This window comes from Mesorhizobium sp. WSM4307, from assembly GCF_007003945.1.
GTDB lineage: Bacteria > Pseudomonadota > Alphaproteobacteria > Rhizobiales > Rhizobiaceae > Mesorhizobium.
In genome coordinates, this window is the sequence record NZ_VFTB01000009.1 from 30,993 (window position 1) to 54,010 (window position 23,018).

Here is a 23,018-nt window from a genome sequence, read left to right on the forward strand (position 1 = left end):
GGTCGCCCGCGCATCCCAATGCATCGGGCCAAAGGCGAGTTGAAAATATGCCGCCCGGCCGCTGCGAGGCGACCGGACACCAGGATCGAGATGGTGTTTCCGTGAAAAGAAGGTGGCGCTAGCTGGCCGCCTTGCCGTGCCTGACCAGATCCTGGGCGATGGACAGCTGCAGCGCCTCGGCCAGTTCGCGCGCGGCGCGGTTCTCGGCGTCGATCTGCGCCCTGTACGAGGCAAATTCCTGGCGCGGCCTGTCGAAGGACGAGGTAATCGAGCGCTTGCCGACGGTGACGACGGCGCCAGTTTTCGCATCGGTCAGCGTATAGTTGGCGGTCAGCGTCACCGAGCCGGCGGTCGGCTCGTCCTCATCGGTGCCGACCTGCACGAGGGCCGAGGATTCAACAGCTTCGGCCACGCTGAGATTAAGCGAATAAAGCGGCGACGCCGGTTCGCCGGCGCCCCGCCCGAAGCCGAAGATCAGATTGTTACGCACCTGCTGGGCATAACGCGTCCTGACCGGCTTGATGGCGATCGACGCCAGCTCGGCATTGGCGGTCGAGCCCGTCGACAATGGCGCGTTGGAATAGAGCGGCCGTACCGTGCAGGCCGAAACCAGAGCCAGCGAGCCGACAAGGCCGGCGAGCGCGACGCGGCGCAGCAGACGGCTCAGCTCTGTCTTTTCCCGATCAGGCAACGACATTGACGATCCTCTGCGGTACGATGATCACCTTGCGCGGAGCCTTACCTTCGAGTGCTTTCTGCACGAAGTCGAGAGCCAATACCGCTTTTTCGACCGCACCTTGGTCCGCGTCGCGGGCAATTGTCAAATCCCCCCGCTTCTTGCCGTTGACCTGCACCGGATAGGTCACTTCGTTGTCGACGACCAGCGTCGGATCGAAGACCGGCCATGGCCGTTCGGCGACCAGATCGGTGCCGCCGAGCGTCTCCCAGCACTCTTCTGCCAGATGAGGCATCACTGGCGCGATCAGATGCACCAGGATCTCAACCGCCTGGCGGCAGGCGCTCTGCAGTGCCGGATCGGCCTTGCCTTCCGCCACCTGGTTGAGCGGCGTGGTCAGCACATTGGCCAGTTCATAGATGCGGGCGATGGCGCGGTTGAAGCCGAGCTTCTCGATGTCCTCGCCGACCGCCTTCAGGATCTTGTGCGTGGCCTTCGACACCGCTCCCGCCTCGCCGGCGTCGGCCGCCGCGGCCTTGACGCCCGCCAGCGTCTCGGCCGCCGTCGACACCAGCCGCCAGATGCGCTGCATGAAGCGGTGCGCGCCGGCGGCGCCATCGTCGGTCCACTCGACATCGCGCTCGGGCGGCGAATCCGACAGCATGAACCAGCGCGCCGTGTCGGCGCCGTAGCCGTCGGTAATGTCTTCCGGGCTCACCGTGTTCTTCTTCGACTTCGACATCTTCTCCAGCGGGCCGATGGTGACAGCCTCGCCGGTGGCGATGTCGAAGGCGCGGCGTTCGCCGTCGACGCCCTCCAGCCGCACTTCGGGCGGCGCCAGCCAGCGGCCGTTCGAAGCCGATCCGACGCGGTAGGTTTCGTGCACCACCATGCCTTGCGTGAACAGGCCCTTGAACGGCTCGGCCAGATCGACATGGCCGGTCTCGCGCATGGCGCGGGTGAAGAAGCGCGAATAGAGCAGGTGCAGGATCGCATGCTCGATGCCGCCGATATACTGGTCCACCGGCAGCCATTCGTTGGCCGCCCTGGGATCGGTCGGCTCATGCGCCCAGGGCGCGGTGAAGCGGGCGAAATACCAGGACGAATCGACGAACGTGTCCATCGTATCGGTCTCGCGCCGCGCGTCCTTGCCGCATTGCGGGCACTTTACATGCCGCCAGGTCGGATGCCGGTCGAGCGGGTTGCCCGGCCGGTCGAAATCGACGTCGTCGGGCAGCTTGACCGGCAGGTCGGCCTTCGGCACGGGCACCACGCCGCAATCCTCGCAATGGATCATCGGGATCGGGCAGCCCCAGTAGCGCTGACGCGAAATGCCCCAGTCGCGCAGGCGGAAATTCACCTTGCGCTCGGCCATCGGCCGGTTGCCGATCGTCTTCTGCTCCAGCAGCTTCGCCACCTCGTCGAAGGCGCGGTCCGGCTTCATGCCGTCGAGGAAGCGTGAATTGATCATCACCCCGTCGTCGACATACGCTTCTTCCGTGATCTGGAACGACTTCGCATCGCCGCCTTCCGGCATCACCACCGGGATCACCGGCAGGCCGTATTTGTTGGCGAAGTCGAGGTCGCGTTGGTCGCCGGACGGACAGCCGAATATGGCGCCGGTGCCGTATTCCATCAGCACGAAATTGGCGACGTAGACGGGCAGCGTCCAGCTGTCGTCGAAGGGATGGACGACGCGGATGCCGGTGTCGAAACCCTTCTTCTCGGCCGTCTCAAGTGCGGCCACCGACGTGCCCATATGGCGGACCTCGTCGATGAACTTCGCCAGCGCCGGATTGGTCTCGGCGGCCTTTTTGGCCAGCGGGTGATCGGCGGCGACGGCCATGAAGGAGGCACCGAAGATCGTGTCGGGCCGCGTCGTGTAGACTTCCAGCTCATGCTCGCCGGCAACATCGGAGGCCAAAGGCCAGCGGATCAGCAGGCCTTCCGAGCGGCCGATCCAGTTCTGCTGCATCAGCTTCACTTTTTCCGGCCATTCGTCGAGGCCGTCGAGCGAATCCAGCAGGTCCTGCGCAAAGTCGGTGATCTTGAAGAACCACTGCGTCAGTTCGCGCTGTTCGACCAGCGCTCCGGAGCGCCAGCCGCGCCCGTCGATGACCTGCTCGTTGGCGAGCACCGTCATATCCTCCGGGTCCCAGTTGACCTTGGAGGATTTGCGCGTCACCAACCCCTTCTCGACGAAATCGAGGAACAGCATCTGCTGGCGGTGGTAGTAGTCGACGTCGCAGGTCGCGAATTCGCGCGCCCAGTCCAGCGACAGGCCCATGACCTTGAGCTGCTCGCGCATGGTGGCGATGTTCTGGTAGGTCCATTCCTTGGGGTGGACCTTGTTCTGCATCGCTGCGTTTTCGGCCGGCATGCCGAAGGCGTCCCAGCCCATCGGATGCAGCACGTTGAACCCCTTGGCCCGCTTGTAGCGCGCCACCACGTCGCCCATCGTGTAATTGCGGGTGTGACCGATATGGATGCGCCCCGACGGATAGGGGAACATCTCCAGCACATAGTATTTCGGCTTCGGGTCGTCATTGCGCGCTTCGAACAGCTTCTTTTCGGCCCAGGCCTTCTGCCATTTGGGTTCTGACGCGCGCGGATTGTATCGTTCGGTTGCCATGGGACGTTTTTCACTTAAAAGCAGGCGCGAACCGCGGGCGACTGGCTCCGCGGTTCAGGGAATGTGGTCCGGGTGTTCACCATGGTTTGGCAAACCCGTCAACCATATGGGCATCGCGGCGGCTAAAAACGCGGGTCAAAACAGCGGGATTTGCATATGGGTGACACCGTTCAGCAGTTTTTCGCGGTCAAGGCGAAGATCGCCGCCGCCGAGCAGGAGGCCCGCCGCGAGGCCGGCGCGGTGACGCTGGTGGCCGTCTCCAAGACCTTTGACGCCGCCGACATCCGGCCGGTGATCGAGGCCGGCCAACGGGTCTTCGGCGAGAACCGCGTGCAGGAAGCGCAAGCCAAATGGCCCGATCTGAAGCAGGCTTTTCCTGACATCGAGTTGCATCTCATCGGTCCGCTGCAATCGAACAAGGCCAAGGAAGCGGTGGCGCTGTTCGACGTCATCGAAACGATCGACCGCGAGAAAATCGCCGCCGAACTCGCCAAGGAAATCGCCAGGCAAGGCCGCGCACCGAAGCTCCATGTCCAGGTCAACACCGGCTCCGAGCCGCAGAAGGCCGGCATCGAGCCGCGCGCGGCGATCGCCTTCGTCGCCCGCTGCCGCGATGTCCACGGCCTCGCCATAGAAGGGCTTATGTGCATCCCCCCGGCCGACGAAAATCCCGGTCCGCATTTCGCCCTGCTGGAAAAGCTTGCCCGCGAGGCCGGCGTCGCCAAACTGTCGATGGGCATGTCCGGTGACTACGAGACGGCCATCGCCTTCGGCGCCACCAGCGTCAGGGTCGGCTCGGCGATCTTCGGCAGCCGCTGATACGCACGCCTTTGGGCCAGTTCGGCAAGCCGGCTGCGCCACGACTTGAAACGAAACGTACCGTTCCTATTTGTTTTGTGTCATCACACATTTCTCCTGGAGCTTCGCCATGCGTTACAACCAGCTTGGAAATACGGGGATGTTCGTCTCCGAACTGTGCCTCGGCACCATGACCTTCGGCGCCGCCGGCCAGAATGCCCAATGGGGGCTGATCGCCAGCCTCGACCAGAAGGGCGTCAACGAGATCGTCGGCCGCTCGATCGCCGCCGGCGTCAATTTCTTCGACACGGCCGACGTCTACTCCTTCGGCGAGTCCGAGCGCCTGCTCGGCCAGTCGCTCAGGGACCTCGGCGTCAAACGGTCGGACGTCGTCATCGCCACCAAGGTGCATGGCGCCATGGGCCAGGGTCCGAACGAGCGCGGTTCCTCGCGCGGCCACATCATGGATTCGGTCGATGCCAGCCTCGAACGGCTGCAGCTCGACCATATCGATCTCTATCAGCTGCACGGCACCGACGCGGTGACGCCGATCGACGAGACGCTACGGGCGCTGGACGACCTCGTTGCCAGCGGCAAGGTCCGCTATGTCGGCGTTTCCAACTGGGCGGCATGGCGCATCGCCAAGGCGCTCGGCATCGCCGACCGCAAGGACTTCGCCCGCTTCGAGACCATCCAGTCCTACTATTCGATCGCCGGCCGCGACCTTGAGCGCGAGATCGTGCCGCTCATCAGCGAAGAAAAACTCGGCCTGATGGTGTGGTCGCCGATGGCGGGCGGCCTGCTTTCCGGCAAGTACGGTCCTGGCGCGCCCGGCAATGGCGAGGGCCGCCGTGCGTCCTTCAACTTCCCGCCGGTCAACGAGGACCGCGCCTGGGCGGCCGTCGCCGTCATGCGCGAGATCGCCAGAAAGCATGACGTCAGCGTTGCCACGGTGGCGCTCGGCTATGTCCTGGCCAAGCCCTTCGTGATGAGCGTCATCATCGGCGCCAGCCGCATGGACCAGCTCGAACAGAACCTCGCCGCGGCTGAAGTGAAGCTCGACGCGGACGATCTCGCCAGGCTCGACGAGGTCAGCGCGCTGCCATCCGAATATCCCGGCTGGATGCTGGAGCGCCAGGCGGCTGGCCGTCGCCCGGCGCCGTTCGTGCCGAAAGCATAGTAGCTGCCAGCGCAGTTATCTCGGGAGCCCGGCGGCTCCCGAGTGTCCTGTCAGGCCAGCCGCACACTCTCTCCCAGAAAATCGAGAAAGGCCCGCACCCGCGCCGGCAGATGCCGGCCCTGGCCGACATAGACGGCGTGGGTCGCCTCCTCGTCGCCCGGATTGAATTCCTCCAGCAGCGCCACTAGCCGCCCGGCAGCGATGTCGGCCGCGACATGCCAGCGCGCCAGCCGGGAGATGCCCGCTCCGGCCAGCGTCATCAGCCGCATCGCCTCGCCGTCGCTGACCAGCGTGTTGCCGGTGATCGGGACCATGACCGCGTTGCCGGCAGCGTCGACAAACGGCCAGCCATCAATGTGCCTGACGAAGCCGAAGCCCATGCGATTATGCCCATCGAGATCGGCCGGCGTCAGCGGCTTGCCATGCGCTTCGAGATAGGACGGGGCCGCTACCACCACCACCGGGCTTTGCCCGAGCTTGCGCGCCACCAGCCGCGATTCGCCGAGCGGCCCGGCGCGGATGGCGACATCGGCGCGTTCGGCCATCAGGTCGATGACGCTGTCGGTCAGCACCAGATCGACCGAAATTTCGGGATAGCGTTCGAGGAAGCGCGGCAACAGCGGGATCAGCCGGTGCACGCCGAAGGGCACGTAGGTGTTGACGCGCAGCCGCCCGCGCGGTGCGGCACCCGCCGCCGCCTCGCGCTCGGCCGCGGCCATGTCGGCCAGGATACGCAATCCGCTGTCGTAGAACGCCGTTCCCTCCGGCGTCAGCTGTAGCTTGCGTGTCGAGCGGCTGACCAGCCGCGCGCCGAGCCGGGCTTCCAGACGCGCGATCAGCTTGCTGACGGCTGATGGCGTCATGCGCAACATGCGCGCAGCCGCCGAGAAGCTATCCGCCTCGACCACGCGCACAAACACTTCGATCTCGCCGGAGCGGTTGATGTCGGGTCTGGCCATTTGTGAATCTATTTCACAGAAAATGTGCCCAATGCAAGTCTGGTTCACAGTGCATGGCGACACGATCTTTTGGCTCGGAGCGCGGTTTGGACAAGGCGCTCGTCGCCAAAGTGGGAACCGCCATGCCTCTTGCTCTCTACGCCCTCGCCGCCGGTGCCTTTGGCATTGGCGTCACCGAATTCGTCATCATGGGTCTGCTCATCGACGTCAGCAAGGACCTCGGCGTCTCGATCTCGGCCGCTGGCCAGCTCATTTCGGGCTATGCGCTGGGCGTCGTCATCGGCGCGCCGCTGCTCACCATCGCCACCGGCAACTGGCCGCGCAAGACTGTGCTGCTGGCGCTGATGGCGATATTCACGCTGGGCAACCTCGCCTGTGCGCTGGCGCCCGATTATTGGACCCTGATGGGCGCGCGGATCATCACCGCCTTTGCCCATGGCACGTTCTTCGGCGTCGGTTCTGTCGTCGCCACCGGCCTGGTCGCGCCCAACAAGAAGGCGTCGGCGATCGCGCTGATGTTCACCGGGCTCACCGTCGCCAACATCCTCGGCGTGCCCTTCGGCACCTGGCTCGGCCAGGCCTTAGGCTGGCGCGCGACCTTCTGGGCGGTGGCCTTGGTCGGCCTGGCGGCCTTCGCCGTCATCCTGGCCCTGGTGCCGCGCAGCGAGGTCGCGCCCGAAAAGAGCGACCTGCGCGCCGATCTCGCCGTGCTGCGCCGCACGCCGGTCCTGCTCGGCCTCGCCACCACCGTGCTCGGCTATGCCGGCGTCTTTGCCGTCTTCACCTACATCGCTCCGCTGTTGACCGAGATCAGCGGCTTCAAGGAAGCCGCCGTGTCGCCGATCCTGCTCGTCTTCGGCGGCGGCCTCATCGCCGGCAACCTCGCCGGCGGCAAGGTCGCGGACCGCTGGCTGGTGCCGGCGGTGCTGGGCAGCCTCGTGGTGCTCGCCGTGGTGCTGGCGACCATGAGCTTCGCCATCCACAGCCAGGTCATGGCCGTCATCTATGTCGGCCTGCTCGGCGCCGCCGCCTTCGGCACCGTGGCGCCGCTGCAGATGTGGGTGCTGGACAAGGCGCAAGGCGCCGGCCAGAGCCTTGCCTCCTCCTTCAACATCGCCGCCTTCAATCTCGGCAATGCCGCTGGCGCCTGGCTCGGCGGCGCGGTCATTGCTCATGGCCTTGGACTGGGTTCGCTCACCTGGGTCGCCGCCTTGCTGCCGGTCGCGGCACTCGCCGTGGCCGGGCTGGCCCTGCGCCTTGATCGCGCCAACGCGCTCGGCGCGCCCGTCTCCGTCCGACCCTGACGCACGTCGGCGGACCGGTTTTTTCGACACCCCTTTCCAAACCACCAGGAGTAAGAAAATGGACTATCGACGTCTCGGCGCATCGGGCCTGAAAGTGCCCGCACTCTCATTTGGCGCGGGAACCTTTGGCGGCTCCGGTCCGCTGTTCGGCGCCTGGGGCAACAGCGACGCCAGGGAAGCGCGGCGGCTGGTCGACATCTGCCTGGAATCCGGCGTCAATCTGTTCGACACCGCCGACGTCTATTCGAACGGCGCCTCGGAAGAGGTGCTCGGCGAAGCCATCAAGGGCCGGCGCGATGCCGTGCTGATCTCGACCAAGACGTCCTTGCCGATGGGTGATGGGCCGGCCGACTACGGCTCTTCCCGTTCACGACTGATCAAATCCGTGGACGCCGCGCTGAAGCGCCTCGGCACCGACTATATCGACCTGTTGCAACTGCACGCCTTCGATGCCGGCACGCCGATCGAGGAAGTGCTGTCGACCCTGGACGAGCTCGTGCGCGCCGGCAAGCTGCGCTATGTCGGCGTCTCCAACTTCTCCGGCTGGCAGGTGATGAAGTCGCTGGCGGAGGCCGACAAGCACGGTTATCCGCGTTACGTCGCGCACCAGGTCTACTATTCGCTGGTCGGCCGCGACTATGAGTGGGAACTGATGCCGCTCGGCCTCGACCAGGGCGTCGGCGCGCTGGTGTGGAGCCCGCTCGGATGGGGGCGGCTGACCGGCAAGATCCGCCGCGGCCAGCCGCTGCCGGAAAAGAGCCGGCTGCATGACACCGCAAGCTTCGGCCCGCCGCTCGAGGACGAACATCTCTACCGGGTGATGGACGCGCTGGACGCGGTGGCGCGGGAAACCGGGAGGACCGTGCCGCAGATCGCCATCAACTGGCTGTTGCAGCGCCCGACCGTTTCCTCCGTCATCATCGGCGCCCGCAACGAGGAACAATTGCGCCAGAACCTCGGCGCCGTCGGCTGGGCCTTGACGCCCGAACAGGTGAAGAAACTCGACGCGGCAAGCGAAGTGACAGCGCCCTATCCGTATTTCCCCTATCGCCGCCAGGAAGGTTTTGCCCGGCTCAACCCGCCGGCGGTGTGAAAAGGACTACAGGGAACTGACAACAAGAGACTATTCGCCCACCACTAGGCTAACGTCCGCAGTCGACCTATTGCGGACGTTAGGATCACTGCTCATAGTCGCGCAATGATGACCCTACCGCCTGCTGTTTTGCCGATCTTTGCCGCAGCCGGGTGGTTTCCTGGGCGCAAAGTTCCCGTGTCTCCAACAGTCCCGGCTGGTCATCCGGTAGCTGCCATTCTCAGCGAGTTCGATGGCCTTAAGGTCGGTGAGACCGGTTCTGGGATCGAGTGCGCCCGAAGCGATATCAGCTTTTGGTGGTCTCCAGACGAAGGCTACGAAGAAATTTTCGAGATTGAAGCCCTGCTTCAGACCAAGCTGGCCTGCTTTGCAGCGGCTCACAATTATCACGTAAGCCTGTATGTCGATGGAGGAGGCCGGGTGTTTGTCGTGTCTCCGAGTATGCCTGGCATAGGTTTTATGGGCAGTACCTTTGGTGAAGCAATGGAGCGCACCCTGCTAGGTCTGAGGGCGTCACCCCTTCTTCTGCCATCGCATGACAAAGTGTCATGGTATGGCGAGGTACTTCTACGTGGAAACCCTCGGATCCTGAGCACCGAAGAGTTGATGACGGGATAGGGGCGACCTGATCGGCCCTATCCATCCCATCTCGGCCATCGATGGCAGACGGCTCATCGAGCTTTGTGTTAATGCAGCACGAACTCGCCATCCACCTTGCGCCATTCGTTCGGCGCGATCAGCTTCTGGTGCGTGTAGACGACCGAGTGCAGCGGCCCGTCGAGCTTGGCCTTCCAGAATTCGATGAATTTGATCAGCACCGGAAACGTCGGAGCGATGTCGTAGTCCTGCCAGATGAAGCTCTGCAGCAGGTGGGGATGGTCCGGGAAATGATAGAGAATCTTGGCCGTGGTCAGGCCATAGCCTTTGAGCATCAGGTCCATTTCGGCATGGTCGCGCATTGCTGCCCCCTTGGCGGTCCCTTGGTTGAGTCTCCTTTCCTCCCAACGTCAGATTGTGCGCGCCGTTGCTTAACTGTCTATTGATTTTTCCTGATCGAAACAGGCTTTTCGACGCGAAAACATACAGTTAGCAGCGAGCTAAGCTGAGTGCTGACAACGTCCGCCAATGCCCCTGCGGCATCCCGCCACGCAAATCCAACGTCTAATATTGCCGTAACGCCGGAACTGGTAATAATGCCGCCGAATTCGCGGCCGCTTCGCCGCGATCCAGCCGGCGGTTCAAGCCGGCGGATTGGTTTGGGAGGAAAGTCAGGAATGTCCGAGGTTCATGTCCATCGCGTCCAGCCGGCGTGGAAGAAGAATGCGCTGATCGACAACGACACCTACCTGAAATGGTATGCCGACAGCATCAAGAACCCGGACAAGTTCTGGGGCAAGCACGGCAAGCGCATCGACTGGTTCAAGCCGTTCAGCAAGGTCAAGAACACCTCCTTCGACGGTAAGGTCGCGATCAAATGGTTCGAGGACGGGCTGACCAATGTCTCGTACAATTGCATCGACCGCCATCTGAAGAAGCGTGGCAACCAGACCGCCATCATCTGGGAAGGCGACAACCCCTACGACGACAAGAAAATTACCTACAACGAGCTCTACGAGCACGTTTGCCGGCTCGCCAATGTGATGAAGAAGCACGGCGTCAAGAAGGGCGACCGCGTCACCATCTACATGCCGATGATCCCGGAAGCCGCCTATGCCATGCTGGCCTGCACGCGTATCGGCGCCATCCATTCGATCGTCTTCGGCGGCTTCTCGCCCGATGCGCTGGCCGGCCGCATCGTCGACTGCGAATCGACCTTCGTCATCACATCGGATGAGGGCCTGCGCGGCGGCAAGTCGATTCCGCTGAAGGAAAACACCGACAAGGCGATCGACATCGCCGCCAAGAACTTCGTCATGGTGAAGAGCGTCCTCGTCGTGCGCCGCACCGGCGGCAAGATCGGCTGGGCGCCGGGCCGCGACCTCTGGTATCACGACGAGGTCGCGACGGTGAAGGCCGAGTGCAAGCCCGAGAAGATGAAAGCGGAAGACCCGCTGTTCATCCTTTACACCTCAGGCTCGACCGGCAAGCCGAAGGGCGTGCTGCACACCACCGCCGGCTATCTCGTCTATGCCTCGATGACGCACCAATATGTCTTCGACTACCATGACGGCGACATCTACTGGTGCACCGCCGATGTCGGCTGGGTCACCGGCCACAGCTACATCGTCTATGGCCCGCTCGCCAACGGCGCCACCACGCTGATGTTCGAGGGCGTGCCGAACTACCCCTCGCAGGCGCGCTTCTGGGAAGTCATCGACAAGCACAAGGTCAACATCTTCTACACCGCCCCGACCGCGCTGCGCGCGCTGATGGGCGCCGGCAACGACCCGGTCAAGAAGACCTCGCGCAAATCGCTGCGCGTGCTCGGTTCGGTCGGCGAGCCGATCAACCCGGAAGCCTGGGAGTGGTATTTCAACGTCGTCGGCAACGGCAAGGTGCCGATCGTCGACACCTGGTGGCAGACCGAGACCGGCGGCATCCTGATCACGCCGCTGCCGGGCGCCACCGACCTCAAGCCCGGCTCGGCGACGCGGCCCTTCTTCGGCGTCAAGCCGCAGCTGGTCGACGGCGAAGGCAAGGTGCTGGAAGGGGCGGCCGACGGCAATCTCTGCATCACCGATTCCTGGCCGGGCCAGATGCGCACCGTCTATGGCGATCACGACCGTTTCGTGCAGACCTATTTTTCCACCTACAAGGGCAAGTATTTCACTGGTGACGGCTGCAGGCGCGACGCCGACGGCTACTACTGGATCACCGGCCGTGTCGACGACGTCATCAACGTCTCCGGCCACCGCATGGGTACGGCGGAAGTCGAATCGGCGCTGGTCAGCCATGACACGGTGTCCGAGGCCGCCGTCGTCGGCTATCCGCACGACATCAAGGGCCAGGGCATCTACAGCTACGTCACCTTGATGAAGGGGGTGGGGCCGACCGAGGAACTGCGCAAGGAGCTCATCGCCCACGTCCGCAAGGAGATCGGCGCCATCGCTTCGCCCGACAAGATCCAGTTCGCTCCCGGCCTGCCCAAGACACGCTCGGGCAAGATCATGCGCCGCATCCTGCGCAAGATAGCCGAGGACGATTTCGCCACCCTGGGCGACATCTCGACACTCGCCGATCCGGCCGTCGTTGACGATCTCATCGCCAACCGGCAGAACAAGAAAGGCTGAAAACGACTGGTCGAAGGTCGCGGGAAGCCCGGCCAACGAGAGACCAGCGGAATGAATGATATCGGCACTGTCGCGCAGCTCTGGCGCTATCCGGCGAGTTCACTCGCCGGCGAGCGCCAGGACGCCATCCTGGTCGGACCGGCGGGCATGGCGGGCGACCGCATGTTCGGCCTCGTCGATGTCTCGGACAACGAGATCGCGAGGCCCGACCGCGAGGCGAAATGGCACAAGGTGCCGCGCATTCGCACCCGGCTGGCCAATGATCGCGACCTGGAGATCGCCGTCCCTGGCGGCGACTGGGTGAGCGCACCCGGCGCCGAATGCGACCGTGCCATATCGGCCTATCTCGGCTTCGCCGCCTCGATCCGGCCCTTCGGCCGGGAGAATGCGCCGCCGGCCTATGCCGGTCCGGTAACCGCCGCCCGCTACAGCAAGGCGCCTATCCACCTTTTGACCACGGCGTCGTTGGCGCGCCTGAAGGCGCTGCATCCGGATGGCGCCGCCGATCCGCGCCGCTTCCGCCCCAACGTCGTCGTCGACATGGCGGCGGTGGAAGGCTCGTTCCCCGAAACGGAATGGATCGGCCGCAAGCTCGCGATCGGCGATCTGCTGGTGACCATTTCGGAGCCTTGCCGCCGCTGCGGCTTCACCATCATCGCCCAGGACGGCTTCGACCACGATCCCGGCATCCTGCGCAATCTGGTCCGCCACAACGCGCACAATCTCGGCGTCTACTGCACAGTGGATCGGCCGGCCGGTATCAAGGTCGGCGACGCGATGCGTTTTCTGTAGCTACCGATAAAGGTCGGCCCGTGCCGGCGGCAGGCCGCTTGGCCCCCGCGCGCGCTTGGTGACGACTGTCTGGAAAATCTGCGCCGAGCCGCGATCGAAGGTGATCGAACAGCCGGTGAGATAAAGCAGCCAGAGCCGTGCCTTGGGCTCGCCAACCTCAGCGATCGCCTCATCGAAGCGGGCCTGCAGGCGCTCGGCCCACAGCCTGCAGGTGCGGGCATAATGCTCGCGCAAATTCTCGACGTCGGCGACGAGGAAACCGTGCGCCTCGAGATTCCCGAGCGTCATGCCGATGGTGTCGAGCTCGCCGCCCGGGAAGATGTATTTGATCAGCGCCCTGTATTCCGGTCCTTTGCGCAGGGTCTTCTTCGGGTCGCCCTTGCTGCGCCGCGTGATGGCGTGGTGCAGGTAGATGCCGCCGGGCTTCAGCAGACGGTGGACGGTCGAGAAATAGGCCGCATGGTTGGCGAGGCCCAGATGCTCGAACATGCCGATCGACGATATCTTGTCGAACGTGCCGGAAAGCTCGGCGTAGGATTTTATCTCGATGGTGATGCGGTCCTCGAGCCCCTCGGCGCGGATGCGTTCGCGCGCCAGCTTCGTCTGCGCTTCCGACAGCGACACGCCACGGCCGACGACGCCGTAATGCTTCGCCGCGTGGATCAGCATCGCCCCCCAGCCGCAGCCGATGTCGAGCAGGCTTTCGCCCGGCTTCAGCCGGAGCTTGCGGCAGATGTGGTCGAGCTTGTCGATCTGCGCCTGGTCTATGCCGTTGGCGAAATCCCTGAAATAACCGCAGCTGTAGACCATTCGTTCGTCGAGGAAGAGCCGGTAGAAAGCATTCGAAATGTCGTAGTGATGCTGGATCGCCTCCTTGCTCGAACCGCTGACATAAGGATTGTGTCCCGATAGATCGGTGCGTGCCGTCATCTGCTTTCGCGAAAGCAGCACGGCCGGGAGGTCGCGCAGAATCGCCAGCTTCGGCAGCGATCTGAGCTTTGTCTTCAACTTACCTTGCGAAGGCAGGGCGTAGAAATCGAACAGCGATCCCTCTTCGATATCGACGGTTTTGGAAATCCACATCTCGACCAGCGTCGAGAAAGTCGGCCGACGGGCTAGTTGCCAGACGATGTCCTGGTCGTTGATGGCAAGCACAGGACCGCCGGCGGGGCCGATCCGTTCCCCGGTCCATAGCCTGACGGCAAAGCCCGGCTGCAGCGCCCCGATCACGGTTCGTACGATGCGCGCGGCTCTCTCGGTGGCGTCCATGGTCCCTCCCGTGACCGATAACGCCATGTTGTCCGTTTTGGCCGGGGATCGCAAGCCGAAGCACGCGGACCCGACTGCGCGGCATTCTCCGGCGGGACGCCTTTTTCAGCCCGGCATCTTGTCATTTGCTGCAACGCACCCCATCATGAGGATGTGTTCAACAAATCGAAAGGAGGTGATCCGATGTCGAGTGATTTCGTTTTCCAGAACGTGGCCTCAGCGGATTGCACTTTCGGGAAGCAGTCTTCCCGTTAAGGCGCGAGATGCGCGGCAGGTAGCCCGAAGGGGTTGCCGCCACAGGCCGCGCCATGGACGGAAACACGGAAGGCCGCCGGCTTCGAAAGAAGCGGCGGCCTTTTCCGTTGGGCCAATGTCGCCGGAGGCCACGGCGGTTCACTTGGCGATCGTCAGCCGCTCGATGTTCTGCACGATGGCATTGAACGCTTCGTTCAGTTCGGGACCCGTAGCCGCCTCGTAATAATGTTTCAGGGTGGACGTGTCCGCTGTCGAGCAGCCCTGGAGCACGCTCTTTGCCTGATCCCGCTCGGTCGATGTCATCGACGGATCGTCGAGATCGAAACCTATGGTGAAGATCTCGATGCCGTCGCGCTTCATGTTGTCGCAAATGCTTTCGGCATTGCTTCGCGACATCTGACCGGCATTCTGCGATCTGGGTGCGCTTCGCCCGCCGGCGAACGCCGTGTTGAACTGGCCGTCCGTCATCAGGATCGCGACCTTGCCGACCTTTCTGTTGTCGAAATTGGCGGGACCGGTGCCCAGCCGGGCGTTGACAATGGTCGAGCGCCAGGACGGCGAGAGCATGTAATAGCCCCATTGCACGGCGATGCCGCCGGCGGTCACGCCCGCCGCCTTGAAATCAGCAATCGTGTCGAGCAATTTCTGTTTGTCGGCTGTCAGCGGAATGAGCTCCGGCGTCGGGCAGGTACCCATGCGATCATCGCGGTTGACCTTGGCGAGATACTCCTGGTTCTGGTTGTTCCTGCGCAACTCGGACGGCCCGTCGGACGAGTAATCGGCATAGCCATCCTTGTCCTTGCGCTCGGTGGCGCATTTGTCGGGCCGCAGGGTCACGGATGAGCCAACCGGGATCGGTGCACCCGCTGATGGCACTGGTGGTGGCAGATTCGAGCCCCCTGCCTGCTCGACGAAAACGCTGTCGGCGAGGCCGCCCGTATTCACCGCTTCGGCATAGGGAACAATGGCCACGCGCACGCGCGGATTGTTCGGGTCGATGTTGTTGTCCAGCAGATTTTCTACGGCGGTTGAAGCGGCGGCCTGCAGGTCGCCGATCTTGTCGGTCTTTGCCCACCAGTTGGCGGCCATCGATCCTGTCACATCGAGCATCATCGCCACTTCGATGGTCTTGTCCGAATAAAGCGATGTCGTCGACGCGGTGACGCGTTTCGTATTGCCCATGCCGAAAACTGGGAAGAACAGGGCGACATCGACATGGGCGTCCGCCTGCACCGTGTTGGCGGTCCTGTCGACGATAAGCTTGTCGAGCACTATTTGGTCGGGCTGCAGAATGCCCGCCGTGCTGTTGGCCACGAGAAAGTTCTGCACCGCCTTGTTGGCGTCGGCCTCCTTGATGACCCCGGTCGTCAGGTCGCGGGCCGTCGATGTCACCGCGGCGTCGATCACCCCTTGCAGGCTCGATTTGGCGTTGTAGAGCTGCGAGATGTCGACCGAGAAGCCTGCGGCCAGCGCCAGGACCGAGGCAGCAAAGCTGAACAGGATCGCGAAATTTCCACCGCTGTGTCTGGCGAACCCGCCGACCGCGTGAACAAGACCCCCGTAATTTCGCATCCAACAGCCTCCGCTTGCCTCGGCCTCGTCGCCGCAATGAGGGCAATGCAGGATTCCAGCCGGAAGCCGCTCGTCAGGCGCCGGAACCGAGCCCCTAACCTTCAACCTTTTGTTTTTGATGGACTTCGGCTTTGTCGAAGGTGAATGACTGGTAAACAAAAAGTCGCGGCATCAGCCGCGTTTACGGACTGCTTACCATGCTTGAATCGAGGCAATCGCGGACTGCTTCGCACCGTCCTGATGCGGCACATGCCTTCTGTGCCGCAACGGGCCAACTGTACCGAGATAGCCGAGTAAGTTGGGGCGCGAACGGAATCAAAATGTGTTGAGATTCAGGTAAGGCCATTTGCGAGCCGGCATCACCTGAATATCAACATACCTTAGGCCAGCATCTGTGCGCTGGCCGTCCTGTCGATACCGTGATGGGGCGGATTGAACAGATTGCCTTCCTGCTCATAGGTCCACACCTTGAACAGGCTGAGCCGGTGTGGACCAAAACTGTGCAGCAAAGGCACGTCGGTGGCGTCGCGGCCGCGCGCGATGACGACACGACCGGTCCTAGGCCGGTTGTGGCGTGGATCGAACGTGTACCATTTGCCGTCGACGAACACTTCCATCCACGCCGAGAAATCCATCGGCGCCGGATCGATCGGCACGCCGATATCGCCGAGATAGCCGTTCACATAGCGCGCCGGAATGTTCATGCAGCGGCAGAGCGTGATCGCCAGATGGGCGAAGTCGCGGCAGACGCCGACCCGCTCCTCATGCGCCTGCGCCGCCGTGCGGGTCGAACGCGCATAGCCATAGCCGAACGACAGCCGGTTGTGGACATAGTCGACGATCGCCTGCACCCGTGCCCAGCCGGAGGGAAGATGGCCAAACAGCTGCCAGGCGAGACTACTGAGGTGATCGGTCTCGCAATAGCGGCTGCCCAGGAGATAGACGAGCACATCGTCGGGTAATTCGGCCACCGGCACTTCCCGGGCCAGCGTGTTGACCTCGTCCGTCTCGCCACTGTCTTCGATCACTGCGTCATAGAGGATGCGAAAGGCGCCGGCTGGTGCGGTGAAGCGGCGGCAGCCATTGCCATGCAGGTCATGGTAGAGCTTGGTCGGCACCGAAGGCGAGGTCAGCACCCGCGTCTGCCGCTTGATGTCGGCTTGCCTGTCCTTGTGGATCTCGAGCAGCGAAATCACCGGTGTGGCCTCTGCGCACTCAATGGCGATTTCGTAGCCGAGCCGGATCAGCATCACAGGTCCCCTTCGATCGTCATGGAAAGCAATGCCGTTCCAACGTCGCGAGATGGCTGTGGTTCCCTGGACCGCCGCAAAATAGGCCCTCGTGCCTTTCCATGCCCGCGCCTTGACGTTACGGTTGGGCAGCCCTCCCTCGACACGCTCCCCCGACTTCAAGGAAAATCATGTTTGCTGGCAGAAAATTCGCGGCCTTCCTTTTCGACATGGATGGCACGCTCATCAATTCCATCGCCTCGGCGGAGCGGGTGTGGAGCGATTGGGCGCGCCGCCATGGCCTCGACGTCGCCGCCTTCCTGCCGACGATCCACGGCGTGCGGGCGATCGAGACCATCACCAACCTTGCCCTTCCAGGCGTCGACCCGGCGCATGAGGCCGACCTGCTGCTGAAGGCCGAGGCCGCCGATCTCGACGGCATTGTCCCGATCGCCGGCGCCGTGGCGTTTCTCAAGGCGCTGCCGGGCGAAAGCTGGGCGATCGTCACCTCGGCGCCACGCTCCCTGGCGCTTGCGCGCATGGAGGCTGCCGGCATTCCTGTCCCCGCGGTCATCGTTGCGGCTGAAGACGTCTCGCGTGGCAAGCCGGCCCCCGACTGTTTCCGGCTTGGCGCGCAACGGCTCGGCTTCGATGCGCGCGACTGCCTGGTGTTCGAGGATGCTCCGGCCGGCATCGCGGCGGCCGAGGCCGCGCAAGCCGCGGTCATGGTGATCAGCGCCACGCATTCGCACCCGCTGCCGACACTGCATGCCGCGATCCTGGGCTATGACAATGTCGGCATCACCATCGACGAGCGCGGTTGGCTGGCGCTTGAGGCGCAGCGCAACGCCGCTTGAGACCAATCCCTAAAAATCGCTGGTCAGCCCTTTGACTTCCCAGTCACCATAGCGGCCGGGTTCCTTGCCGCCACGGCCGCCGACTTCCTTCGGCAGCGCGGCTTCCTTGCTGCGATAATCCGTACGCCGCGCCTCGGCCTCGGCCAGCGCCCGCTGTGCGGCGGGCGACAGGTCTCTTGGCGGCGCATCGTCGTTCGGGCCGGCTGGCGTTTTGCTGGTCTGGTCGGTCATGCGATAGTCCCGGCAGATTGAAATGGGGGCAGGTGTTTCCCATCATATAGCCATGAACCCACGACGATCGACCCCCTTTCACCGCTTTCTGGACAGGAGCAGACGATGAACACCCTTCGCACCGCCATGCTTCTGGCCGCGATGACGGCGCTGTTCATGGGCGTCGGCTTCCTGATCGGCGGTTCGGGCGGCATGATGATCGCCCTGCTGATCGCCGCCGGCACCAATCTGTTCAGCTACTGGAACGCCGACAAGATGGTGCTGTCGATGAACCGCGCCGTCGAGGTCGATGAGAAGAACGCGCCGGAATATTACGCCATCGTCCAGGGGCTGGCCAAGCAGGCCGGGCTGCCGATGCCCAGGACCTATCTGATCGACAACCCGCAGCCCAACGCCTTCGCCACCGGCCGCAACCCGCAGAACGCGGCGGTCGCCGCCTCCACCGGGCTGCTGCAGCGGCTGACCCATGAAGAGGTCGCGGCCGTGATGGCGCACGAACTCGCCCACGTCCAGCACCGCGACACGCTGACCATGACCATCGTCGCCACCTTCGCCGGCGCCATCTCGATGCTCGGCAATTTCGCCTTCTTCCTCGGCGGCAACCGCGACAACAACAACCCGTTCGGTTTTGTCGGCGTGCTGGCGGCGATGATCGTGGCGCCCTTTGCCGCGATGATCGTGCAGATGGCGGTCAGCCGCACCCGCGAATACGAGGCCGACCGGCGCGGTGCCGAAATCTGTGGACACCCGCTGTGGCTGGCATCGGCGCTTGACAAGATCGCCCGCGGCGCCGAACGCATTCCCAACCCCGATGCGGAGCGCAATCCGGCGATGGCGCATCTCTTCATCATCAATCCCCTGCACGGCGAGCGCATGGACAATCTGTTCTCCACCCACCCGAGCACTGAAAACCGCATCACCGCATTGCAGGAGATGGCACGGCAGATGGCGGGCGGCAACCAGGCCGCCCCGCGCCCGACGCCAGCGCCTCGGCAGGCCGGGGAACAACAGCCGTCCGGCCCGTGGGGCCAGGCCCCTCAAGCGGAACAGCCGGCGGAACCGGAAAGGCCTAAGGCCAACCCATGGGGGCGCAATCCGACCGGACCCAAAGGCCGATGGTCGTGAGCGTGGCGGGATCTCGACGCGCACGCTCAGGCAATCAGGATCATAGAGACGGCGGCGAATTCGTCGCCGGTCTCGCCGCCCGCAAGGCGGCGGCGCGGCTGCTTGCCGCTGTCATCGATGCCAGGACTCCGCTCGACGGACTGACCGACCACGAAAACGGCCATCCGCAATACAAGGCGCTCGATTTGCGCGATCGTGGCCTGGTGCGGGCAATCCTGGTCACCGCGCTGCGCTTCCGCATGACCATTACGGGCCTGCTGGCGCGGCGCCTGGAAAAGCCGCTGCCGCCCAACGCCACCGCTTTGTCGCATATGCTGCATGTGGCGGCCGCGCAGATCCTGTTCCTCGACATTCCCGACAGCGCCGCTGTCGACCTTGCGGTCACCCACGCCAAGTCCGATCCGCGCACGCAACGCTTTTCCGGTCTCGTCAACGGCGTGCTGCGCACGCTCGCGCGCGCCAAGGAAACCGAACTGCCCGCCGCTCTTGCCGCGACCGATGAAGCGCCAAAATGGTTTTCCGACCGGCTGAAGGCTGCCTATGGCGCCGATAAAGCGAAGCTCATTCTCGCCGCGCACCGCTACGAGGCGCCGGTCGACTTCTCGGTCAAGGCCGATCCCGAACTCTGGGCCGAAAAACTCGGCGGCATCGTGCTGCCGACCGGCACGGTGCGCGTGCAAAATCTTGCCGGTGCCGTCACCGACCTGCCCGGCTTCGCCGAAGGTGCCTGGTGGGTCCAGGATGCCGCGGCCAGCCTGCCGGCGCGGCTTTTCGGCGATGTCGGCGGATTGCGCGTCGCCGACCTCTGCGCCGCGCCCGGCGGCAAGACCGCGCAGCTGGTCCTGGCCGGCGCCCGGGTCACCGCCGTCGACACCTCGAAAAACCGGCTTGGGCGGCTGGCGCAGAATCTCGACCGCCTCGGCCTCTCGGCCGAAATCGTCCAGGCCGACTTGCTCAAATATGAGCCCACGGAGCTGTTCGACGCCGTGCTGCTCGACGCGCCGTGCTCGTCGACCGGCACGGTGCGCCGGCATCCCGACGTGCCATGGACCAAGACGGCGGCCGATGTCGAAAAGCTCGCCGACCTGCAAAGGCGGTTGCTCGCCCGCGCCGTCACGCTGGTCAGGCCCGGTGGCCGGATCGTCTTTTCCAATTGTTCGCTCGACCCGCTCGAAGGCGAAGGGTTGCATCTGGCGTTTCTGAAGGAAACGCAAGTGGTCGTCGATGATCCGCTGCGGCAAGGCGAGATCGCCGGCATCGATTCGTTCTTGACGCCACAAGGCACGCTGCGCACCACGCCGGCCGACCTCGACCTCGGCGCGCCGGAACGCTCGGGCCTGGACGGCTTCTTCGCCGCGCGCATGCGCCGCGCCGGCTAATGCATGTCGCCCAAAAGTGCGTAGCGGTTTTGGGATAACGACATGCATGGAACAAAAAGCAAGTCGCGTCGCGTCCGGCCGGCGGGTGCGGCGCTATTTGACTTAACTCACAGGATTTGCTGACTTTTTTAGGGAGAGTATAGGCCCCCGGACCTATACCCAGGAATTCGCCTTCGCACGACTCGTTCATTCATGTAAACTCTGCGCCGGGGTAGAGGACGGACCAGGAGGGCTTTTGGCACTGGCTGCCAGCAACACGACGCGTCTGTGGACGCTTGTCGCGAAGGAGTTCTGGCGCAAGACGCGCCGGCGTTTGCGCGCCGGGCCGGTCTATCGCTGGCGCTATTCCGGCCGCACGCCCGAACGCGTGCTGATCGCACCGCCGGACCTGCGGCTGGCCGACCCGCAGATCGCGCTCGAGATCTATTACGGCCGCTATCCCTTGTCGGGGCACCTGGTCGAAACCGGCGGCAAGTCGCCCTTCCAGATCAACGTGCCCAATCACGGCTGGCAAAAGACGCTGCATGGCTTTCGCTGGCTGCGCCACATGCGCGCCGCCGGCACCGAACTTGCCGCCGCCAATGCGCGTGCCCTGGTGTCCGACTGGATCGCCATGCACGGAAACAACATTGCCGGTATCGCCTGGGAGCCCGGGACGACGGCGAAGCGCGTCATCGCCTGGCTGCAGCATTCCTCCGTCGTGCTGCAGGGCGCAGAGTTCCCCTTCTATCGCGCCTTCCTGAAATCGCTGGCCGTCCAGATCCGCTACCTCAGGTCGATGGCGCGCGAAATGCCCGACGGCAAGGACCGGCTGCGCGCCCGCATAGCACTTGCCTTCGCCGCGCTTTCCCTGCCGGCGCCGGCTTCTGCGCTGCGCGGCGCCACCCGCAACCTCGCCGAGGAACTCAACCGCCAGATCCTCGCCGATGGCGGCCATATCTCACGCAATCCGATGTCGGTGCTGGAAATCCTCGCCGACCTTTTGCCGCTGCGCCAGACCTACGCCAACCAGGCGGAGACCCCGCCGCAGGCACTGATCGGCGCCATCGACCGCATGCTGCCGGCGCTGCGCTTCTTCCGCCACCAGGATGGCAGCCTAGCCCGCTTCAACGGCATGGGCGCCACCATCCATGACCGCATCGCCACCATATTGCGACATGACGACACCGCCGGCGCGCCGCTGCTGCACGCGCCGCATTCGGGCTATGAGCGGCTGTCGATGGGCGGCGTCACCGTCATCGCCGACACCGGCCTGCCGCCGCCGGTCGATGTGTCCAACGCAGCGCACGCCGGCTGCCTTGCCTTCGAACTGTCGTCCGGCCGCCAGCATTACATCGTCAATGCCGGCATCGACACCTATGGCGCCGCCGAGTTCCGGCCGCTGGCCCGCGCCACCGCCGCGCACTCGACCGCCACCATCAACGACACCTCGTCGGCGCGCTTCAGCCATTCGCTGCGCGTCAACGACCTGCTGGGTTCGCCGCTGATCGGCGGCCCGCAGCATGTGCAGTGCAAGCGCATCGACCAGAAGGGCGTCCAGGGCTTCATCGCCCGCCATGACGGCTACGTCCCACGTTTCGGCTTCCTGCACGAGCGCGAGCTGAAACTGTCGTCGAACGGCAATGTGCTGGCCGGCAGCGACCGGTTCCAGCGCCCCGGCAATGCCGCGATCCGCAACAATGGCCGTGACTTCATCACCGTGCGCTTCCATGTCCACCCCGACATCAACTTGCTGCAGGACGAACATGACCGCCTGGTGCTGACCGCCGAGCAGGCCGACAGCTGGGTGTTCACCTCGGGCGAAGTGGTACCTGAGGTCGAGGAATCGATCTATTTCGCCGGTCTTGGCGGCCCGCGCCGCAGCCGGCAGATCGTGCTTGCCTTCAAGGCGTCCGACATGTCCGAAGTCCACTGGCAGCTGACGCGCACCAGCATCGTCGGCTATCCGGAAAACAACTGATTTGCCGCGCGAAGGCGGCCGGCTCGCTCAAGCCTGCTGCGGGATGCCGAAGGCCTCATAGGTGCTGAGCGTCGGCGGACCGGCGAAGGCGAAACGGATCTTGTCGGCCATCGCCGCCGCCTGACCGCTGCGGTCATAGCGCTCCGCGTCCTCGACAGTGCTCCATACGGTGATTGCCATGAAAGTGTCACGTGCCTGATGCTGCTGCAGCAGCACGGCGCTGATGTTGCCGTTTGCGGCGCGGATGGCTGGGATCGCCTCGGTCTCGTAGATCGCCCGCAACCGCTCGGTCGTATCTGGTAATGCCGTGAACTGGCCAATACGGACAAATGCCATCAATGTTCCTCCATCGCGAGGAGATCAGCCTATACCCGGGGCCGGCAAATTGCATATCAAACCGTCGAATGGTGCACGGCGCTTGATTTCCTGATGTCATGTGCTACGGCGCGGGCTTGCCCCTCCAGCCGTGAAAGGCCG

The 23,018-nt window shown here is 64.1% G+C and carries 20 protein-coding genes; 11 read left to right on the plus strand and 9 right to left on the minus strand.

What is annotated here, in order from left to right; all coding sequences use genetic code 11:
- Positions 1-118: 118 nt before the first annotated feature.
- Complete coding sequence (lptE, locus tag FJV83_RS21920; RefSeq protein ID WP_142887264.1) at positions 119-697, minus strand: LPS assembly lipoprotein LptE; 579 nt, start codon at positions 695-697, stop codon at positions 119-121.
- On the minus strand, positions 684-3,308 hold the full coding sequence (leuS, locus tag FJV83_RS21925; protein ID WP_142887263.1) for a leucine--tRNA ligase: 2,625 nt from the start codon (positions 3,306-3,308) through the stop codon (positions 684-686). The genes lptE and leuS overlap by 14 nt, the downstream gene beginning before the upstream one ends.
- A 156-nt stretch (positions 3,309-3,464) precedes the next feature.
- On the opposite strand from leuS, the gene FJV83_RS21930 reads away from it, so the two are divergent.
- Positions 3,465-4,127, plus strand: a complete 663-nt coding sequence (locus FJV83_RS21930) for a YggS family pyridoxal phosphate-dependent enzyme (protein WP_142887262.1) — start codon at positions 3,465-3,467, stop codon at positions 4,125-4,127.
- 109 nt (positions 4,128-4,236) lie between these two features.
- A complete protein-coding gene (locus tag FJV83_RS21935) occupies positions 4,237-5,286 on the plus strand; it encodes an aldo/keto reductase (RefSeq protein WP_142878058.1) in 1,050 nt (349 codons plus the stop codon).
- Between the two features lie 50 nt (positions 5,287-5,336).
- On the opposite strand, the gene FJV83_RS21940 is transcribed toward FJV83_RS21935, so the two are convergent.
- Positions 5,337-6,245 carry a LysR substrate-binding domain-containing protein gene (locus tag FJV83_RS21940; RefSeq protein ID WP_142887261.1) on the minus strand — a complete coding sequence of 303 codons (909 nt, stop codon included), beginning with the start codon at positions 6,243-6,245 and terminating at the stop codon, positions 5,337-5,339.
- A 122-nt stretch (positions 6,246-6,367) separates the two neighbouring features.
- Between FJV83_RS21940 and FJV83_RS21945 the strand changes: the two genes are divergently transcribed.
- From FJV83_RS21945 to FJV83_RS21955, 3 genes are all read left to right on the plus strand, one after another.
- Complete coding sequence (locus FJV83_RS21945; RefSeq protein WP_142887277.1) at positions 6,368-7,549, plus strand: MFS transporter; 1,182 nt, start codon at positions 6,368-6,370, stop codon at positions 7,547-7,549.
- A gap of 58 nt (positions 7,550-7,607) precedes the next feature.
- The gene (locus tag FJV83_RS21950; RefSeq protein ID WP_142887260.1) at positions 7,608-8,642 is read left to right on the plus strand and encodes an aldo/keto reductase; all 1,035 of its coding nucleotides are present in this window, start codon (positions 7,608-7,610) and stop codon (positions 8,640-8,642) included.
- Positions 8,643-8,747: 105 nt separating this feature from the next.
- Entirely contained in the window at positions 8,748-9,260 is a 513-nt protein-coding gene (locus tag FJV83_RS21955; RefSeq protein ID WP_142887259.1) for an SUKH-3 domain-containing protein, read from the plus strand.
- A 68-nt stretch (positions 9,261-9,328) separates the two neighbouring features.
- Here the strand turns inward: FJV83_RS21955 and FJV83_RS21960 are convergent, their stop codons facing one another.
- Positions 9,329-9,601, minus strand: a complete 273-nt coding sequence (locus FJV83_RS21960; RefSeq protein ID WP_019861862.1) for an usg protein — start codon at positions 9,599-9,601, stop codon at positions 9,329-9,331.
- A gap of 315 nt (positions 9,602-9,916) precedes the next feature.
- Between FJV83_RS21960 and acs the strand changes: the two genes are divergently transcribed.
- Both acs and FJV83_RS21970 read left to right on the plus strand, forming a co-directional pair.
- The gene (acs, locus tag FJV83_RS21965; protein ID WP_142887258.1) at positions 9,917-11,872 is read left to right on the plus strand and encodes an acetate--CoA ligase; all 1,956 of its coding nucleotides are present in this window, start codon (positions 9,917-9,919) and stop codon (positions 11,870-11,872) included.
- 51 nt (positions 11,873-11,923) lie between these two features.
- On the plus strand, positions 11,924-12,664 hold the full coding sequence (locus tag FJV83_RS21970) for an MOSC domain-containing protein (RefSeq protein ID WP_095790275.1): 741 nt from the start codon (positions 11,924-11,926) through the stop codon (positions 12,662-12,664).
- Here FJV83_RS21970 and FJV83_RS21975 read toward each other — a convergent pair whose 3' ends face one another.
- The 3 genes from FJV83_RS21975 to FJV83_RS21985 form a co-directional block, all read right to left on the minus strand.
- On the minus strand, positions 12,665-13,933 hold the full coding sequence (locus FJV83_RS21975; protein WP_142887257.1) for a cyclopropane-fatty-acyl-phospholipid synthase family protein: 1,269 nt from the start codon (positions 13,931-13,933) through the stop codon (positions 12,665-12,667). It abuts the gene before it with no gap.
- Between the two features lie 393 nt (positions 13,934-14,326).
- Positions 14,327-15,760 carry a pilus assembly protein gene (locus FJV83_RS21980; protein WP_095790276.1) on the minus strand — a complete coding sequence of 478 codons (1,434 nt, stop codon included), beginning with the start codon at positions 15,758-15,760 and terminating at the stop codon, positions 14,327-14,329.
- 380 nt (positions 15,761-16,140) lie between these two features.
- Positions 16,141-17,010, minus strand: a complete 870-nt coding sequence (locus FJV83_RS21985; RefSeq protein ID WP_095790277.1) for a transglutaminase family protein — start codon at positions 17,008-17,010, stop codon at positions 16,141-16,143.
- Between the two features lie 170 nt (positions 17,011-17,180).
- Between FJV83_RS21985 and FJV83_RS21990 the strand changes: the two genes are divergently transcribed.
- A complete protein-coding gene (locus tag FJV83_RS21990; RefSeq protein ID WP_095790278.1) occupies positions 17,181-17,846 on the plus strand; it encodes an HAD-IA family hydrolase in 666 nt (221 codons plus the stop codon).
- A gap of 9 nt (positions 17,847-17,855) precedes the next feature.
- Here FJV83_RS21990 and FJV83_RS21995 read toward each other — a convergent pair whose 3' ends face one another.
- A complete protein-coding gene (locus FJV83_RS21995; protein WP_095775847.1) occupies positions 17,856-18,077 on the minus strand; it encodes a DUF1674 domain-containing protein in 222 nt (73 codons plus the stop codon).
- Positions 18,078-18,182: 105 nt separating this feature from the next.
- Between FJV83_RS21995 and htpX the strand changes: the two genes are divergently transcribed.
- From htpX to FJV83_RS22010, 3 genes are all read left to right on the plus strand, one after another.
- Positions 18,183-19,202 carry a zinc metalloprotease HtpX gene (htpX, locus tag FJV83_RS22000; protein WP_095775848.1) on the plus strand — a complete coding sequence of 340 codons (1,020 nt, stop codon included), beginning with the start codon at positions 18,183-18,185 and terminating at the stop codon, positions 19,200-19,202.
- The gene (locus FJV83_RS22005) at positions 19,193-20,581 is read left to right on the plus strand and encodes an RsmB/NOP family class I SAM-dependent RNA methyltransferase (RefSeq protein ID WP_185973477.1); all 1,389 of its coding nucleotides are present in this window, start codon (positions 19,193-19,195) and stop codon (positions 20,579-20,581) included. The genes htpX and FJV83_RS22005 overlap by 10 nt, the downstream gene beginning before the upstream one ends.
- A gap of 235 nt (positions 20,582-20,816) precedes the next feature.
- Entirely contained in the window at positions 20,817-22,541 is a 1,725-nt protein-coding gene (locus FJV83_RS22010; RefSeq protein ID WP_142887255.1) for a heparinase II/III family protein, read from the plus strand.
- Positions 22,542-22,568: 27 nt separating this feature from the next.
- Here FJV83_RS22010 and FJV83_RS22015 read toward each other — a convergent pair whose 3' ends face one another.
- Positions 22,569-22,877 (minus strand): antibiotic biosynthesis monooxygenase, encoded by a 309-nt coding sequence (locus FJV83_RS22015; RefSeq protein WP_142878064.1) that lies wholly within the window; start codon positions 22,875-22,877, stop codon positions 22,569-22,571.
- Positions 22,878-23,018: the final 141 nt, after the last annotated feature.

Bases quoted from the DNA above. Each gene is read 5' to 3' on its own strand.
- lptE (WP_142887264.1), bottom strand. From the start codon at position 697: ATGTCGTTGCCTGATCGGGAAAAGACAGAGCTGAGCCGTCTGCTGCGC.
- leuS (WP_142887263.1), bottom strand. From the start codon at position 3,308: ATGGCAACCGAACGATACAATCCGCGCGCGTCAGAACCCAAATGGCAG.
- FJV83_RS21930 (WP_142887262.1), top strand. From the start codon at position 3,465: ATGGGTGACACCGTTCAGCAGTTTTTCGCGGTCAAGGCGAAGATCGCC.
- FJV83_RS21935 (WP_142878058.1), top strand. From the start codon at position 4,237: ATGCGTTACAACCAGCTTGGAAATACGGGGATGTTCGTCTCCGAACTG.
- FJV83_RS21940 (WP_142887261.1), bottom strand. From the start codon at position 6,245: ATGGCCAGACCCGACATCAACCGCTCCGGCGAGATCGAAGTGTTTGTG.
- FJV83_RS21945 (WP_142887277.1), top strand. From the start codon at position 6,368: ATGCCTCTTGCTCTCTACGCCCTCGCCGCCGGTGCCTTTGGCATTGGC.
- FJV83_RS21950 (WP_142887260.1), top strand. From the start codon at position 7,608: ATGGACTATCGACGTCTCGGCGCATCGGGCCTGAAAGTGCCCGCACTC.
- FJV83_RS21955 (WP_142887259.1), top strand. From the start codon at position 8,748: ATGATGACCCTACCGCCTGCTGTTTTGCCGATCTTTGCCGCAGCCGGG.
- FJV83_RS21960 (WP_019861862.1), bottom strand. From the start codon at position 9,601: ATGCGCGACCATGCCGAAATGGACCTGATGCTCAAAGGCTATGGCCTG.
- acs (WP_142887258.1), top strand. From the start codon at position 9,917: ATGTCCGAGGTTCATGTCCATCGCGTCCAGCCGGCGTGGAAGAAGAAT.
- FJV83_RS21970 (WP_095790275.1), top strand. From the start codon at position 11,924: ATGAATGATATCGGCACTGTCGCGCAGCTCTGGCGCTATCCGGCGAGT.
- FJV83_RS21975 (WP_142887257.1), bottom strand. From the start codon at position 13,933: ATGGACGCCACCGAGAGAGCCGCGCGCATCGTACGAACCGTGATCGGG.
- FJV83_RS21980 (WP_095790276.1), bottom strand. From the start codon at position 15,760: ATGCGAAATTACGGGGGTCTTGTTCACGCGGTCGGCGGGTTCGCCAGA.
- FJV83_RS21985 (WP_095790277.1), bottom strand. From the start codon at position 17,010: ATGCTGATCCGGCTCGGCTACGAAATCGCCATTGAGTGCGCAGAGGCC.
- FJV83_RS21990 (WP_095790278.1), top strand. From the start codon at position 17,181: ATGTTTGCTGGCAGAAAATTCGCGGCCTTCCTTTTCGACATGGATGGC.
- FJV83_RS21995 (WP_095775847.1), bottom strand. From the start codon at position 18,077: ATGACCGACCAGACCAGCAAAACGCCAGCCGGCCCGAACGACGATGCG.
- htpX (WP_095775848.1), top strand. From the start codon at position 18,183: ATGAACACCCTTCGCACCGCCATGCTTCTGGCCGCGATGACGGCGCTG.
- FJV83_RS22005 (WP_185973477.1), top strand. From the start codon at position 19,193: ATGGTCGTGAGCGTGGCGGGATCTCGACGCGCACGCTCAGGCAATCAG.
- FJV83_RS22015 (WP_142878064.1), bottom strand. From the start codon at position 22,877: ATGGCATTTGTCCGTATTGGCCAGTTCACGGCATTACCAGATACGACC.